At 62.1% G+C, this 14,371-nt stretch carries 14 protein-coding genes; 6 read left to right on the forward strand and 8 right to left on the reverse strand.

Going from position 1 to position 14,371, the window contains the following annotated elements; translation table 11 throughout:
• Positions 1-9: 9 nt before the first annotated feature.
• A complete protein-coding gene (tsaE, locus tag M2394_RS12300; RefSeq protein WP_178918675.1) occupies positions 10-480 on the reverse strand; it encodes a tRNA (adenosine(37)-N6)-threonylcarbamoyltransferase complex ATPase subunit type 1 TsaE in 471 nt (156 codons plus the stop codon).
• Positions 468-1,328 (reverse strand): NAD(P)H-hydrate dehydratase, encoded by an 861-nt coding sequence (locus tag M2394_RS12305; protein WP_259172664.1) that lies wholly within the window; start codon positions 1,326-1,328, stop codon positions 468-470. The genes tsaE and M2394_RS12305 overlap by 13 nt, the downstream gene beginning before the upstream one ends.
• 63 nt (positions 1,329-1,391) lie before the next feature.
• On the opposite strand from M2394_RS12305, the gene queG reads away from it, so the two are divergent.
• Positions 1,392-2,456 (forward strand): tRNA epoxyqueuosine(34) reductase QueG, encoded by a 1,065-nt coding sequence (gene queG / locus M2394_RS12310; RefSeq protein ID WP_176997140.1) that lies wholly within the window; start codon positions 1,392-1,394, stop codon positions 2,454-2,456.
• Here the strand turns inward: queG and M2394_RS12315 are convergent.
• The gene (locus M2394_RS12315) at positions 2,453-3,070 is read right to left on the reverse strand and encodes a trimeric intracellular cation channel family protein (RefSeq protein WP_176997469.1); all 618 of its coding nucleotides are present in this window, start codon (positions 3,068-3,070) and stop codon (positions 2,453-2,455) included. The two genes, queG and M2394_RS12315, sit on opposite strands and share 4 nt — an antisense overlap.
• Before the next feature lie 174 nt (positions 3,071-3,244).
• On the reverse strand, positions 3,245-3,787 hold the full coding sequence (orn, locus tag M2394_RS12320; RefSeq protein ID WP_010213620.1) for an oligoribonuclease: 543 nt from the start codon (positions 3,785-3,787) through the stop codon (positions 3,245-3,247).
• 108 nt (positions 3,788-3,895) lie between these two features.
• Here orn and rsgA point away from each other — a divergent pair, with 108 nt between their 5' ends.
• Positions 3,896-4,927, forward strand: coding sequence for a small ribosomal subunit biogenesis GTPase RsgA (gene rsgA / locus M2394_RS12325; protein WP_178918673.1), 1,032 nt, complete (start codon positions 3,896-3,898; stop codon positions 4,925-4,927).
• A gap of 62 nt (positions 4,928-4,989) precedes the next feature.
• Here the strand turns inward: rsgA and motB are convergent, their stop codons facing one another.
• Together motB and motA are read right to left on the reverse strand one after the other, a co-directional pair.
• Entirely contained in the window at positions 4,990-6,006 is a 1,017-nt protein-coding gene (gene motB, locus M2394_RS12330) for a flagellar motor protein MotB (RefSeq protein WP_176997142.1), read from the reverse strand.
• A gap of 3 nt (positions 6,007-6,009) precedes the next feature.
• The gene (motA, locus tag M2394_RS12335; protein WP_176997143.1) at positions 6,010-6,861 is read right to left on the reverse strand and encodes a flagellar motor stator protein MotA; all 852 of its coding nucleotides are present in this window, start codon (positions 6,859-6,861) and stop codon (positions 6,010-6,012) included.
• A gap of 166 nt (positions 6,862-7,027) precedes the next feature.
• Between motA and M2394_RS12340 the strand changes: the two genes are divergently transcribed.
• The 3 genes from M2394_RS12340 to asd are packed head-to-tail and all read left to right on the forward strand — an operon-like array spanning position 7,028 to position 10,312.
• Complete coding sequence (locus M2394_RS12340) at positions 7,028-8,563, forward strand: HDOD domain-containing protein (protein WP_176997144.1); 1,536 nt, start codon at positions 7,028-7,030, stop codon at positions 8,561-8,563.
• Between the two features lie 57 nt (positions 8,564-8,620).
• Positions 8,621-9,436 (forward strand): rhodanese-like domain-containing protein, encoded by an 816-nt coding sequence (locus M2394_RS12345; RefSeq protein ID WP_259172667.1) that lies wholly within the window; start codon positions 8,621-8,623, stop codon positions 9,434-9,436.
• A 15-nt stretch (positions 9,437-9,451) separates the two neighbouring features.
• A complete protein-coding gene (gene asd / locus M2394_RS12350) occupies positions 9,452-10,312 on the forward strand; it encodes an archaetidylserine decarboxylase (RefSeq protein WP_178918670.1) in 861 nt (286 codons plus the stop codon).
• Between the two features lie 139 nt (positions 10,313-10,451).
• On the opposite strand, the gene serB is transcribed toward asd, so the two are convergent.
• A complete protein-coding gene (gene serB, locus M2394_RS12355) occupies positions 10,452-11,666 on the reverse strand; it encodes a phosphoserine phosphatase SerB (RefSeq protein ID WP_178918669.1) in 1,215 nt (404 codons plus the stop codon).
• 133 nt (positions 11,667-11,799) lie between these two features.
• Here serB and M2394_RS12360 point away from each other — a divergent pair, with 133 nt between their 5' ends.
• Positions 11,800-13,329 carry an AhpA/YtjB family protein gene (locus tag M2394_RS12360; protein ID WP_259172670.1) on the forward strand — a complete coding sequence of 510 codons (1,530 nt, stop codon included), beginning with the start codon at positions 11,800-11,802 and terminating at the stop codon, positions 13,327-13,329.
• Between the two features lie 192 nt (positions 13,330-13,521).
• On the opposite strand, the gene M2394_RS12365 is transcribed toward M2394_RS12360, so the two are convergent.
• A complete protein-coding gene (locus tag M2394_RS12365) occupies positions 13,522-14,229 on the reverse strand; it encodes a membrane integrity-associated transporter subunit PqiC (RefSeq protein WP_176997148.1) in 708 nt (235 codons plus the stop codon).
• Positions 14,230-14,371: the final 142 nt, after the last annotated feature.

A 14,371-nucleotide genomic window follows, 5' to 3' on the forward strand; every position in this document is an offset into this window, starting at 1 on the left:
CCCCACCAATTATTTGAATTCCAATGCCAAAGCGGCGCACCACGACTGGCCGCGCGCGCTCTGGGGCAACAACTTCAGCTGACGTCCGTGCTCATGCGGCGTAATGGTAATGGTCAGGTCCGGCTTTGGCAAAAAGCCTGTGCCTTTATCTGGCCACTCGATCAGGCACAGCGCGTCTTCATCGAAATAGTCGCGAATGCCCATGTATTCCAGCTCTTCGGGGTCTACCAGACGATAAAGGTCGAAGTGGAAGGCCCGCACATCACCGATTTCGTAGGGTTCTACCAGGGTGAACGTAGGGCTTTTTACTGCCCCTGTATGGCCCAGCCCTCGGATAATCCCTCGCGACAAGGTGGTCTTGCCCGCGCCCAAGTCACCTTCAAGAAAGATCAGGCCCGCGCCCGCTGTCACCTGGGCAATGCGCTGACCGAACGCAACCATGGCGTCTTCATCGGCCAGGAAAAGGATTACTTCAGACACGGCGATTGCTCCTCCAGCAATTGACGAATGGCGGGTATCAAGTCGCTGGCAGCCAAGCCGCGACCAAAGGTGCCCTGGCGATCCCCCGCCGTGGCGTGCAACCACACGGCCAGGCAACTGGCCTCATAAGCCGGCATGCCTTGGGCGAGCAGCGCGCCCACCAGGCCGGCCAGCACGTCGCCAAGCCCCGCCGTGGCCATCGCCGGATGGCCCTGGTCGCAGCGCGAAACACGCCCGTCCGGGCTGGCAATCAAACTGCCAGCACCCTTGAGGATAGCCACTGCATTGAATTTCTGGCTCAGCGCGCGCACCACCTTAAGACGGTCGGCCTGAACCTCATCTGTCGACAGGCCCAGCAAGCGTGCCGCCTCACCCGGATGCGGCGTGATCACACAGTGGGCGGGCAGCTGCATGCCGCCCTTGGCCAGCTGGTTCAAGGCATCGGCGTCCCAGACCTGCGCCTGCTTGGCATTGGCGGCGACCGACAGCAGGCTTTTGCCCCACGCGGCCTCACCGAGGCCCGGGCCAATGACGATGACTGAGATTTTTTCCAGCAAGCCCATTAGCTGGTTCGCCGAGCTGACGCCCACGCTCATGACCTCTGGCAACCGCGCCAACGCGGCGGGCACGTGCTCGGGACGCGTGCCCAGGGACACCATGCCTGCGCCACTGCGCAAGGCGCTTTCGGCGCTCAGCAAGGCCGCGCCGCCAAAGCCGCGATCCCCCCCGATGACCAGCAGGTGGCCGAACTGGCCTTTATGAGCGTCGGGTGAACGCGCAGCCAGTTGCGGCAAATGGCCGTGCAACAGGGGCTGAACGTCGGTTATTTCATGTTTTGTCTGCGGCATGCGTCTTCAAGCTCCGATGTCTGGCAGAATTATACGCATCTAACCTGCGGTTTCCTGTGTCTCATGCCTGCCATTACCTCCGATCTGCCTGCCCTCGCCCAATCGATCAAAGACTGGGGCCGCGAGTTGGGCTTTCAACAAGTCGGCATCAGCGGCCTGGACCTGGGCGAGCATGAACAGCACCTGCAACGCTGGCTCGACGCGGGCTACCACGGCGAGATGGAGTACATGGGCGCCCATGGCAGCAAACGCTCCCACCCGGATGAGCTGGTGCCGGGCACGCTGCGCGTGGTGTCGCTGCGCATGGACTACCTGCCGGGCGACACACAAATGGCGCAGTTGCTGGCCAAGCCAGAAAAAGCCTATATCTCGCGCTACGCCCTGGGCCGCGACTACCACAAGCTGATCCGCAAGCGCGTGCAGCAACTGGCTGACCGCATCCAGGCGCAGATTGGACCATTTGGCTTTCGCGCCTTTGTCGACAGCGCCCCCGTGCTGGAAAAAGCCATCGCTGAAAAGGCCGGTCTGGGTTGGATCGGCAAGAACACCCTGGTGCTCAACCGCAAAGCCGGCAGCTATTTTTTCCTGAGCGAGCTGTTTGTCGACCTGCCGTTGCCGGTTGACGAACCCCACAGCACTGAACACTGCGGCCGCTGCACGGCGTGCCTGGATATCTGCCCCACCAATGCCTTCGTCGGCCCCTATGTGCTGGACGCGCGGCGCTGCATTTCCTACCTGACCATCGAACTGAAGAACGCGATCCCCGAAGACCTGCGCCCGTTGATCGGCAACCGTGTGTTCGGCTGCGATGACTGCCAGATCGTGTGCCCGTGGAACCGCTTCGCCCGCTCGACCGCCGAAGGTGATTTCAAGCCGCGGCACAACCTGGACAACGCCGAACTGGCCGAACTGTTCATGTGGGACGAGGATAAATTCCTCAGCAGCACCGAAGGCTCGCCGCTACGCCGCGCCGGTTACGAGCGCTGGCTGCGCAACCTGGCCGTGGGCCTGGGCAATGCGCCGTCGAGCATCCCGGTGCTGGAAGCCCTGAAAGCCCGGCGGGACTACCCTTCTGAGCTGGTGCGCGAACACGTGGAGTGGGCGCTGGCCCAGCACGCCAGCCGTTAATGCACGTCGTCGTTGTAGACGAACTTGGGCATTTCCCAGTGAAAACGGATCGCCAGCAGGCGGAGTAAAAAGCCGCTGAACAGGGTCAGCAGGATCGCTTGCTCGCTGGGCAATTCCAGGTAGAGGCACAGCATGTAGAACCAGGCGGCGAGGAATGACACGCTGGCGTACAGCTCACGGCGGAAGATCAGTGGGATGTCGTTGCAGAAAATGTCCCGCAGGATGCCGCCGAACACGCCGGTGATCACGCCACTGACCGAGGCCACCAGCATGCCGTGACCCATTTCCAGCGCGGTCATGCAGCCGATCAGGGTAAAGGCCACCAGGCCCAGGGCGTCCAGCGCCAGGAATAACGAGCGCAAACGACGCATCAGCGGCGCAATGAAGATTGTCACCAGCGCGGCGATGGAGGTCAGCACCAGGTATTCGGGGTGCTTGACCCACGTCAGCGGGTAATGCCCCAGCAGCACATCCCGCACGGAGCCGCCGCCCAATGCTGTCACACAGGCGATCAACACCACACCGAACCAGTCCATGCCGCGCCGCCCGGCGGACAACGCGCCCGTCATGGCTTCGGCGGTGATGGCGATGAGGTAGAGCATCAACAGCATGATGGCGATCCTTGCAAAGAGGCGCGCAGTCTAATCATTTGGTGATGGCACCAAAAGGGGGCGCCAGGCGAAAGACCGAATCACGCCCTTCGCGAGCAAGCCCGCTCCCACATTTGATCGCATTCCAAATGTGGGAGCGGGCTTGCTCGCGAAGGCGTCATGTCAGGCGCCGCTTAATCAGGCCTTGATGAAATGCTTGCGGTAATGCTGCAGCTCGGCAATCGACTCGCGAATATCATCCAGCGCCAAATGCGTGCTGCCTTTATGGAAGCTGTCTTTGACTTCCGGCGCCCAGCGCGCAGCCAGCTCCTTAAGGGTGGACACATCCAGGTTGCGGTAGTGGAAGTAGCTTTCCAGCGCCTTCATGTGGGTATAGAGGAAGCGGCGATCCTGGCAGATGCTGTTGCCGCAGATCGGCGACTTACCCTTCGGCACCCACTTTTCCAGGAAAGCAATGGTTTCGGCCTCGGCCTCTGCCATGCTGATGCGGCTGTCGCGCACGCGCTGGGTCAGGCCGGAGTTGCCATGGGTGCGGGTGTTCCACTCGTCCATGGTGGCGAGCACGGCGTCGCTGTGGTGGATAGCGATCACCGGACCTTCGGCCAAGGTATTGAGGTTGCTGTCGGTGACAATGGTGGCCATCTCGATGATGACGTCGGTGTCAGGGTTCAGACCGGTCATTTCCAGATCGATCCAAATCAGGTTCTGTGGGTTTTGCATGGCTCTATTCTCTTGGCACCTTGGCTTAGCTGCGCAGTTTAGCAGGCGGGGCCGTGCTAGACTCGCGACCGTTTTACCCAACCTTTGCATTATCGACACGGAACACCCATGGCCAAACGCCAGCTCAATCGTCGCCAAAACTGGCGCATCGAAAAGATTCAAGGTGAACGCGCCGCTCGCGCCGCCAAACGTGAATCCTCCGCCGTGGAAGCGCTTGAGGGCGGCGACCTGGGCCCTGAACAAACGGGCCTGGTGATCGCGCACTTTGGTGTGCAGGTCGAAGTGGAGGCGCTGGAAGGCGAACTCGCCGGCCAGGTGTTCCGCTGCCATTTGCGCGCCAACCTGCCAGCGCTGGTGACTGGCGACCAGGTGGTCTGGCGTGCCGGCAACCAGGGCATCGGCGTGATCGTCGCCCAGTTGCCACGCACCACCGAGCTGCGCCGCCCGGACAGCCGCGGCCAGCTCAAGCCGGTGGCGGCCAACGTCGACATGATCGTGATCGTGTTCGCGCCACTGCCCGAGCCCCACGCCAACCTGATCGACCGTTACCTGGTCGCGGCTGAACATGCCGGCATCCGCCCTCTGTTACTGCTGAACAAGTACGACCTGATCGACGAGCAGAACGCCCCGGCGCTAAATGCGCTGCTGGCGGTGTACCGCACCCTGGGCTACCCGGTGCTGGAAGTGTCGGCCCATCACGGCAACGGCATGGAACAGCTGCAACAACAGTTGGACGGGCGCATCAGCGTGTTTGTCGGCCAATCGGGCGTGGGCAAGTCCTCGCTGGTCAACAGCCTGCTGCCGGACGTCGAAACCCGCGTGGGCCCGCTGTCGGAACTGTCCGGCCAAGGCACCCACACCACCACCACGGCGCGGTTGTTCCACTTCCCGGGCGGCGGTGAGTTGATCGACTCCCCAGGCATCCGCGAATTCGGCCTCGGCCACGTCAGCCGCAGCGACGTGGAAGCCGGTTTCATCGAGTTCAACGACCTGATCGGCACCTGCCGTTTCCGCGACTGCAAGCACGACCGCGAGCCGGGCTGTGCATTGCTCAAGGCGCTGGAAGACGGCCGCGTGCAGCAGCAGCGGATGAACAGCTATCGGTCGATCATTGCGAGTTTGCCGGAAAGCAGTTACTGACAGGCCCCTGCAAGGTAGAAACAACAAGGCCGCGGTTATCGCGGCCTTGTTGTATGTGCGGGCTAGGAACCTGCCTTGGGAACCGTAGGATCCTTCACCCCACCATCATCAAACAGATTCAGCTTCTGACGCAGTTCATGGGCTGGCAACGGCTCCTGCCCTGGCGGAATCGCGTTCGGGTCAGCTGGAACCTCGCCCGGCGCGCCGGCGCCTGGGGTGGGTGCGGGAGGCGGTTGGTCACCCTCAATCGCACGCTGGGCCTTTTTGGTCAGCACCACGATGTCGATCCTGCGGTTGACCGGGTTGAACGGGTCCTCATGATCAAACAGCTGCGAGGAAGCAAAGCCCACCACACGCGCCACTTGCGGGTCGGGGTAACTGCCCGCCACCAGCGCACGGCGAGCGGCGTTGGCACGGTTGGCCGACAGTTCCCAGTTGCCGAAGTCGCCCTGGCCAGCATACGGCTTGGCGTCGGTGTGGCCGCTGATGCTGATCTTGTTCGGCACCGCCTTGATGGTGTCAGCCATGGCCAGCAGGATGTCTTCAAAGTACGGCTTCAGGCGGGCGCTACCGGAGTCGAACATCGGGCGGTTGGCGGCGTCTGTGATCTGGATGCGCAAGCCTTCAGGCGTGATTTCGAAGGAAATCTGGTCCTTGAACTTCAGCAGCTGCGGGTTTTCCTCGACCTTGGTCTGCAGCTCCTGCAGCAGCAACTCCAGGCGTTCCTTCTCGACCTGCTCTGCCATGGACTCGACGGTTTCACGCTCGATCGGGATGTTCTGCTGTGGCGTCTCGGTCTTGACCTCGGGGTTGATGGTGCGCTCGGGCGCCAACTGCGGCGAGCCGCCCAGGTCGATCACGAAGGGCGTGCCGCTTTCCGAGAAACCAATCGGGTCCTTGAAGTAACCGGCGATGGCGATCTTCTGTTCAGGCGTGGCGGTAGACATCAACCACAGCACCAGGAAGAACGCCATCATCGCCGTCGCGAAGTCGGCGAAGGCGATTTTCCAGGCGCCGCCATGATGCCCCGCAGCGAAGCGCTTGACGCGCTTGATGATTATCGGCTGGTTGTTTTCCATGACTTAGCGACCGCGAACCGCTTGTTCCAGCTCGGCAAAACTTGGGCGGTGTTTCGGGTACAGCACCTTGCGCCCGAACTCCACCGCCAGCGATGGCGGCATGCCAGAGGCCGAAGCCACCAGGCACGCCTTGATCGCTTCGTAGAGGTTCACTTCTTCCTTGGCGTCGTGGGCCAGGGAAGTGGCCAGCGGGCCGAAGAAACCGTAGGCCGCCAGAATACCGAAGAAGGTACCCACGAGTGCCGCACCCACGTGCATGCCGATGGCCTTCTGGTCGCCTTCGCCCAGGGAGGCCATGGTGACCACGATACCCAGTACCGCCGCGACGATACCGAAACCGGGCATGCCGTCGGCGATGCCGGTCACGGCGTGAGAAGGATGTTCCAGCTCTTCCTTGAGGCTGAACAGTTCCATGTCGAACAGGCCTTCCAGCTCATGGGGGGCCATGTTGCCGGAGGACATGATGCGCAGGTAGTCACAGATGTAGGCAGTCATGCGCTCATCTTTGAGCACGGCCGGGTACTTGGCGAAAATCGGGCTGGCCGCGGCATCTTCGATGTCAGCTTCGATGGCCATCATGCCTTCGCGGCGGCTCTTGTTGAGGATCTCGTAGATCAGCCCCAGCACATCCAGGTAGAAGGTGTGGGAGAAGCGCGAGCTGAACATGCCCAGCGACTTCTTGATCACGTGCATGGTCATGTAGCCAGGGTTGGCCTGCAGGAATGCACCAAACGCGGCACCACCGATAATCAGCACTTCGAAAGGCTGGATCAGTGCAGCAATTTTACCGTGGGACAGGACATACCCACCGAGCACGCTTGCGATGACGACGATGATGCCGATAATTTTAGCCATAGGGGATCTGTACTTGCGCCGTCGGGTTCATGGACATATTGGGTGTAGCCGAAAACTCTTGTTCTACTTATCGGCAAAACTGCGCCAGACTATAGCCCGTTAAGGCGAAAAGCCAATTCGGCCCATTCCGGGCGTGTTGAATGCAAGTGATGATCGCGCCCCAATCATGGCTAATGAAACGACAGTCCCAAGTTCAAGACCCACCACCCTCGCCGCTTGGATCAAGCGCCTGGACGATGTGCTGCTGCCCGTCCCGCAGGCCAGCCACGAGCGCGTGTGCAAGGCCATCCGCGACAGCCGCAGTTCGTTGCGAGACATTGCCGAGCTGATGCAGAACAGCCCCGCGCTGGTGCTCAGCGTGATGCGTGAAGCCAACAGCCACACCCATGGCAGCCTGGCGGAGCCGGCCGAAAACCTCGAAGTGGCGCTCAACCGTCTTGGCCTCAAGCGCGCCGAAGAGCTGCTGGCGCGGTTGCCTTCGGTGCCGGCCAACGAGATTCCCGTTGCGCTGCGCCAACTGCTGCTGGTGAGCCAGCATGCCTCGCAGCAAGCCAACGGCCTGTTCGCCAGCCGCCTGGCAAGGCTGTGGCAGGACATCCACTGGGGCAGCCTGTTGTTCCTGTCGCCGTTGTGGCCAATGGCCGTGGCGTACCCCAAGCTCCTGGAAGAATGGGAACTGCGGGTGATCCACAAGGGGCAGTCCGCGCGCCAAGTCGAGCAGGAATTGTTCGGTGTGCGCCTGCTGGATCTGTGCATCGGCCTGACCGAAACCTGGCACCTGCCGATCTGGGTCTCCCAGGGCTACACGCTCTTGCTGACCGAGCAGCGCCTGCTGGTCAAGGCCCTGCACATCGCCCGTGAAGATGACCCGCTGCGCCACCAGCAGCTGCTCGATGCCGAACCCAATTTGCGTCGCTGGCTGAATCAGCCCGCCAATACAGTACTGCTGGCCAACGGCCTGGCGATGTCGGCTCAGGAGTCCTGGACCTGTCCACACACCGAGCGCTGGCAATACCTCACGGCGCTTTACCTGCAAGCGCCTCTGGGTGATGTGCAGCAACAGGTTCACCAGCAAGCGGTGACCAGCGCTCGTGCGACCCTGATGCCCGACCTGTGGCACCCGGCGCTGTCGCTGATCTGGCCGTGGCATGTGCAGAAGATCCATCGCGGCTTGCTGCCGGCGCCGCCACCCACGGCCGAATCCCTGGCGGTGTGGCGCAAGCGCTGCACCGAATTGCTGGTGGAGCCAAGCCGCTTTGCCAACGCCATGCACCTGACCACCTGCGCCAAAGAGGCCCTGGTGGCCAGCGGCATGCAACGGGTCTTGCTGTTCATGGCCGATCGCGCCCTGAGTACGCTGCGGGTGCACCAGGCTGACGGTTTACCGAAGGACGCCGCGAACCTGAGCCTGGACGTGGTCAACAGCACGCTGCTGCAACGCTTGCTGGAGAAATCCGCCCAGGTACGCCTCAACCCCGAGAACCATGCGCAATTCTCGGCGCTATTGCCGCCGATCCTGCGTCGCCTGTTCACCGGCGAGCATTTGCTGCTGCGCTCCCTGAGCTGCAATGGCCGCGTGGTAATGCTGATGGTGGCCGACCAGGGTGGCGGGCCGTTCTCGGAAACCACCGTGCAGGCCTTCGGCAAAACCGCCCAATGCATCGAGAAAGCCCTGCACAGCTTTACCAACCGCAGCGCCTGATGCTTGCGCTACAATCGCCCTCTTTTATCGCCAACATTTGTGCCCAGGAGACCTCACATGCCTGACTTCTCTGGCTTGCCGCTGGTGATCGAATCCAGCGACCTGCAAGGTCGCCTTGATGCCGAACACCTGATTCTGGTGGACCTTACCAGTACCGCCCGCTACGCCGAAGGGCATATCCCCGGCGCGCATTTCGTTGACCCCAAGCGCACCCAACTGGGCCAGCCACCCGCCCCGGGCTTGCTGCCCCACAAGGCCGACCTGGAAAAACTGTTCGGCGAGCTGGGCCACACCCCGGACGCGACCTACGTGGTCTATGACGACGAAGGCGGCGGCTGGGCCGGGCGCTTCATCTGGATGCTCGACGTGATCGGCCACCAGAAATACCACTACCTGGACGGCGGCCTGCTGGCGTGGCTCGAAGGTCAGCACCCGGTAACCACCGACGTGCCCGCGCCTGTCGGCGGCCCGGTCAGCCTCACGCTGCATGATGGCCCCACGGCCACCCGCGAATACCTGCAAAGCCGTCTCGGCGCTGCCGACCTGGGCATCTGGGATGCGCGCGGCCCACTGGAATACTCCGGCGAAAAAGTGCTCGCCGCCAAGGGTGGCCACATCCCTGGCGCCGTGAACTTCGAATGGACCGCCGGCATGGACAAGGCGCGCAACCTGCGCATCCGCCGCGACATGCCGCAGATCCTCGAAGACCTCGGGCTGACCCGCGACAAAGAAATCATCACCCATTGCCAGACTCACCACCGCTCTGGCTTCACCTACCTGGTGGCCAAGGCGCTCGGTTATCCGCGAGTCAAAGGTTATGCCGGTTCCTGGGGCGAATGGGGCAACCACCCCGACACCCCCGTCGAGATTTAAGGTTTAAGGACAGTTATGAAAAAGCAGTTGTTTATCCTCAGCCAGTACTTGCTGCCACACCACTTGCTGTCGCGCCTGGCCGGCTGCATCGCCGAGTGCCGCGTGCGCTGGTTCAAGAATGCCTTCACCAGTTGGTTCGCCAAGCGCTATCAGGTGGACATGTCCCAGGCCCTGGTGGAAGACGTGACCGCCTACGAGCACTTCAACGCCTTCTTCACCCGCGCCTTGAAAGACGGCGCCCGCCCGCTGGATCAAACCCCTGGCGCGGTACTGAGCCCGGCCGACGGTGCCGTCAGCCAATTGGGCCCGATCGAACACGGTCGTGTGTTCCAGGCCAAGGGCCACAGCTTCAGCGTGCTGGAGTTGCTGGGCGGCGACGCAGCCGTTGCTGCACCGTTCATGGGCGGCGACTTCGCAACCGTGTACCTGTCGCCGAAGGACTACCACCGCGTGCACATGCCGCTGGCCGGCACCCTGCGCGAGATGATCTACATTCCGGGGCGCATCTTCTCGGTGAACCAGACCACCGCCGAAAACGTGCCTGAGCTGTTTGCCCGTAACGAACGCGTTGCCTGCATCTTCGACACCGAACGCGGCCCAATGGCCGTGGTACTGGTGGGTGCGATGATTGTGGCGTCGATTGAAACCGTATGGGCTGGCCTGGTGACGCCGCCGAAACGCGAGCTGAAAACCTTCCGTTACGACGAAGCCGCGCGTGCGCCGATTCATCTGGAAAAAGGTGCGGAGCTGGGTCGCTTCAAGCTGGGTTCGACCGCGATCGTGCTGTTCGGGCCAGATCAGGTGAAGTGGGCTGAAGCGTTGGCGGCGGGCACGCCAGTGCAGATGGGCCAAGGTATCGCTGCACCTAAAGCCTGACGTAAAACCCACTGTGGGACGGGCTTGTGTGGGAGCGGGCTTGCTCGCGAAGGCGGTGTATCAGTTCATATATCTGTGACTGAACCACCGCCTTCGCGAGCAAGCCCGCTCCCACATTTTTTTGACCGTATTTCTTCAGTTACAGTTGTCCGTCGCGGTCGCGGAAGCCCAGCAGATACAGCACGCCATCCAACCCCAACGTCGAAATCGCCTGCTTGGCCGACTGCTTCACCAACGGCTTGGCGCGGAACGCCACACCCAGCCCGGCAATCGCCAGCATCGGCAAATCGTTCGCACCGTCGCCGACCGCAATGGTCTGCTCCAGACGCAAGCCTTCCTTGTGGGCCAATTCCTTCAGCAGATCCGCCTTGCGCTGCGCGTCCACAATCGGCTCGACCGCCACGCCCGTCACCTTGCCATCCACCACTTCCAGCTCGTTGGCGAACACGTAGTCGATGCCCAGCTTGGCCTGCAATTGCTTGGCGAAGTAGGTGAAGCCACCGGACAGGATCGCGGTCTTGTAGCCCAGGCGCTTGAGTTCGGCGAACAGGGTCTCGGCGCCTTCGGTCAGGCGCAGGGAGGCGCCGATGGAGTCCAGCACGCTGACGTCCAGGCCCTTGAGCAGCGCCAGACGCTCCTTGAAGCTTGCACGGAAGTCCAGCTCACCCGCCATGGCGCGCTCGGTGATTTCGGAAACCTGCTCACCCACACCGGCTGCCTTGGCCAGTTCGTCGATGACTTCGGCTTCAATCAGCGTGGAGTCCATGTCGAACACGGCCAGGCGGCGGTTGCGACGGAACAGCGAATCCTCCTGGAAGGCGATGTCGACATTCAGCGCCTGGGCCACGCTGAGGAACTCGGCGCGCAGCGCTTGCGGGTCAGCCGGTTCGCCGCGCACGGAGAACTCGATGCAACCCTTGCCTTTGTCGGCCGGCGTGTCCAAAGGCATGCGGCCCGACAGACGGTCGATATGGTCGATATTCAGGCCGTATTGCGCGGTGATAGCGCTGACACGCTGCAATTGTTCGGCGGTTACCTTGCGGGTCAGCAGGGTCACGATGTGGCGCTTCTTGCCCTGGCCCGCCACCCAATGCTGGTAGTCCTCTTCGGACACCGGGGTGAAACGCACCTGCTGATCCAGCTTGTACGCCGTAAACAGGATGTCCTTGAGGACCGAGGACGCCTGTTCAGTGCTCGGGATCTCCACCAGGATGCCGAACGACAGGGTGTCGTGGATCACTGCCTGGCCGATGTCGAGAATGTTCACACCACCCTGGGCCAGAACGCCGGTAATAGCCGCAGTAAGACCCGGACGGTCTTCACCGGTGATGTTAATCAGGACAATTTCGCGCAAAGCGCACCCCCAGGCTGGAAAAAAACCGCATTCTACCCACTTTCAGTGACCATCGGGCACAGCCAGCGCTTTGCCGGTTCTAGGGCTGTCGCTATACTGCGCGTCAACTTCACGGACCAAGAGCCGAGCGCAAGTGAACCGGCCCACGCCAGTAAAAACCGATAACTTCTTCCTGCTGATCTTCCGGGCACTGCGCCACCGCCGTGTACCGATCGCATTACGCATCGCCAGCCATAACGTGATCCTGGTCGCCCTGGCCCTGGTGATCTACGCCTGCGTGATGGGGTTGCAGTTCAAGCAGGCCATGCACGAGCAAGCCGACGCCCTGGGCGAGAGCCTGACCACCCAGACCGCCACCTCGGCGACTGAGCTGCTGGTGTCCAACGACATCCTCAGCCTCAACGTGCTGCTCAACAACCTGACCAAGAACCCGCTGGTGGCCCATGCCGCCATCTACAGCGTGGACAACCGGATCATGGCCGAAGCCGGGCAGCGCCCGAAAAACGGCCTGTTGGGCGAAGCCGAAGGCCTGTACTCCAGCAATATCACGTTCCAGGACGTGAAGGCCGGCCAACTGCGCATCAGCCTCGACATGCAGCAGTTCCAGCAGCCGATGACCATCAGCCTGCAAAGCATGGGCATTTTGAGCGCGATCCTGCTGGCATTGGCCCTGGCCTTGAGCCTGCGCCTGGGCCGGCACATCTCCACGCCTCTGATGCAACTGCGCATCTGGCTGCGCGATATCGACGAACACACCCCGGCCACCGACCGCCAGGATGAAATCGGCGACCTCGCCCGCCAGTTGCACGCCAGTTTCGCCCCGGAACCGGCCGTGCGCGAGCCGGAACCAGAGCCTGAATTCGATGACGTCGACTACGACGATGAACCTGAGTTTGAAGTGCGCAACCTGCGCGACCCGGGTTTTGATGAAAGCACGCCGGTGGCTGGCCTCAAGCCAGCGACCCGCCAGGTGATCAGGGCTGAAGAAGACGAACTGGACGACGAAGACCCGTTCGCCGACTTGCGCGACAACTCCTCAACCCCTGTTGCAGCGCCCAAGCCCGTGCCAGTGAAGAACGCAGAGCCTCAGCACAGCGCCGTACTGGCGGTGCAACTGGGCGCCCAGGACCAATTGCGCCGCCTGCCCCGCGCCCGCCTGACCGAGCTGCTGGAGCGCTACCGCGACTGCCTGGACCAGGCGGCCTCGCTGTACCAGAGCGAGCTGCATACTCTGAACGATGGCAGTACGCTGATGCTGTTCCACAGTGAAGACAGCGGCGAAGACTACCTGACCAACGCCATCTGCTGCGGCGAGTTGCTGCGTGCCCTGGGCCATGCCCTGCAAATCGAAGTGGCCGACAGCGGCATTACCTTGCAACTGCAACTGGGCCTGACGGTGGGCGACGACCTGTTCGGCATCAGCCAGATCGACCTGCTGCTCACCGAAATCGCCCAGGATGCACTGGCCTTGTCCCAGCACAGCCGCAACCTGCTGCTGGTTGAACGCAAGATCAGTGAAGACACGCTGATCCGCCAGCGTGCACGCATCCGCCCGATTGCCAGCCCTGAGGGCGCAAGCTGCGTGGAGCGGTTGATGGAGCCGTACCCGTCGATGCTTGAGCGACAACTGGCGCGGATGCACGAGACCCGTACAAAACCTTGATGATCGCCACATAACCCCTGTGGGAGCGGGCTTGCTCGCGAATGCGGAATGTCAGCCGGATACATCGGTGACTGAACCACCGCTTTCGCGGGCAAGCCCGCTCCCACAGTTGATCTTCGGTGTCACTCAAATCTCGTACAAACAAAAAGGCCCGCTGAATCAGCGGGCCTTTTTTTGTATCTGCAATTGCGCTTAGAACCTGAACACTTCCATATCCGTACGGATTGGCGTGGCCATCGGCATCTTTGGCTTCTGCGGCTCAGCAGGCTTGGCCGGGGCCGGAGCCTGCTTGCGCGGTGCCTCGGCAATCGGCGGCTGGTTGGCCAGCGGCTTGAGGGCCACCGACAACTGCTGTGCCAAGTGCTGCAACAACACGCCCTGGGCCTGGACCTGGGACGCGGTGGTACCGGTGTGTTCTTCCTGCAGGTGCACGATACGGTTGTCCCGCACTTGCCCGCGACGGTCGATCAAACGCCACTGTGCATCCAGGATCGCCGGTTGCGAAGCGCCCGAATCGAGCCGCGTGATGGTCAGCAACACCTGCACATCCGGGGTGAACCCGGTGGGTGCAGGCGCCAGCACCACACGCTGGCTGTCCAACTGACCCGCCACCTGGCGCAGCATCAGCTGGTTGATGTCGGAGGACAAACTGCCCGCCCAACGACCGTCAGTGGAACCTTGGAGGCTGCCATCGTTCTGACGTTGCAGCAGGGTTTCGCGTTGCAGGTAGTCCGCAACGACTACCGGGCCCAGCAATACGGCCATACCAGCGGTTTGAGCTGGCTGAGCCGGACTTCCGCTGTCCAGCTGGTACAGCGACACAGGCTGGTGTGTGCTGCAACCCGCCAGCCCCAGAAGGCCAGCGAGCATCAAAATTAGAGGAAGGCGTGGAGCAGTCATCATCCCATCCAGGTGGCTGCCACAAGGCGAACCACAATGTAATACTAAAAATAACCTAAACACGCTCGGCCACGCCGGCGTTGGAAAGGCCATATCATCCGTGAATATGCGCCATGACTCCAGCGCCAAAGCGCCGATCTAC

This window comes from Pseudomonas sp. BIGb0164 (assembly GCF_024810135.1).
Taxonomy (GTDB): Bacteria; Pseudomonadota; Gammaproteobacteria; order Pseudomonadales; family Pseudomonadaceae; genus Aquipseudomonas.

What these genes read in the sequence shown, in the direction of transcription:
- M2394_RS12305 (WP_259172664.1), bottom strand. Translation starts at nt 1,328, where the DNA reads ATGCCGCAGACAAAACATGAAATAACCGACGTTCAGCCCCTGTTGCAC.
- queG (WP_176997140.1), top strand. Translation starts at nt 1,392, where the DNA reads ATGCCTGCCATTACCTCCGATCTGCCTGCCCTCGCCCAATCGATCAAA.
- orn (WP_010213620.1), bottom strand. Translation starts at nt 3,787, where the DNA reads ATGCAAAACCCACAGAACCTGATTTGGATCGATCTGGAAATGACCGGT.
- rsgA (WP_178918673.1), top strand. Translation starts at nt 3,896, where the DNA reads ATGGCCAAACGCCAGCTCAATCGTCGCCAAAACTGGCGCATCGAAAAG.
- motB (WP_176997142.1), bottom strand. Translation starts at nt 6,006, where the DNA reads ATGGAAAACAACCAGCCGATAATCATCAAGCGCGTCAAGCGCTTCGCT.
- motA (WP_176997143.1), bottom strand. Translation starts at nt 6,861, where the DNA reads ATGGCTAAAATTATCGGCATCATCGTCGTCATCGCAAGCGTGCTCGGT.
- M2394_RS12340 (WP_176997144.1), top strand. Translation starts at nt 7,028, where the DNA reads ATGGCTAATGAAACGACAGTCCCAAGTTCAAGACCCACCACCCTCGCC.
- M2394_RS12345 (WP_259172667.1), top strand. Translation starts at nt 8,621, where the DNA reads ATGCCTGACTTCTCTGGCTTGCCGCTGGTGATCGAATCCAGCGACCTG.
- asd (WP_178918670.1), top strand. Translation starts at nt 9,452, where the DNA reads ATGAAAAAGCAGTTGTTTATCCTCAGCCAGTACTTGCTGCCACACCAC.
- M2394_RS12365 (WP_176997148.1), bottom strand. Translation starts at nt 14,229, where the DNA reads ATGACTGCTCCACGCCTTCCTCTAATTTTGATGCTCGCTGGCCTTCTG.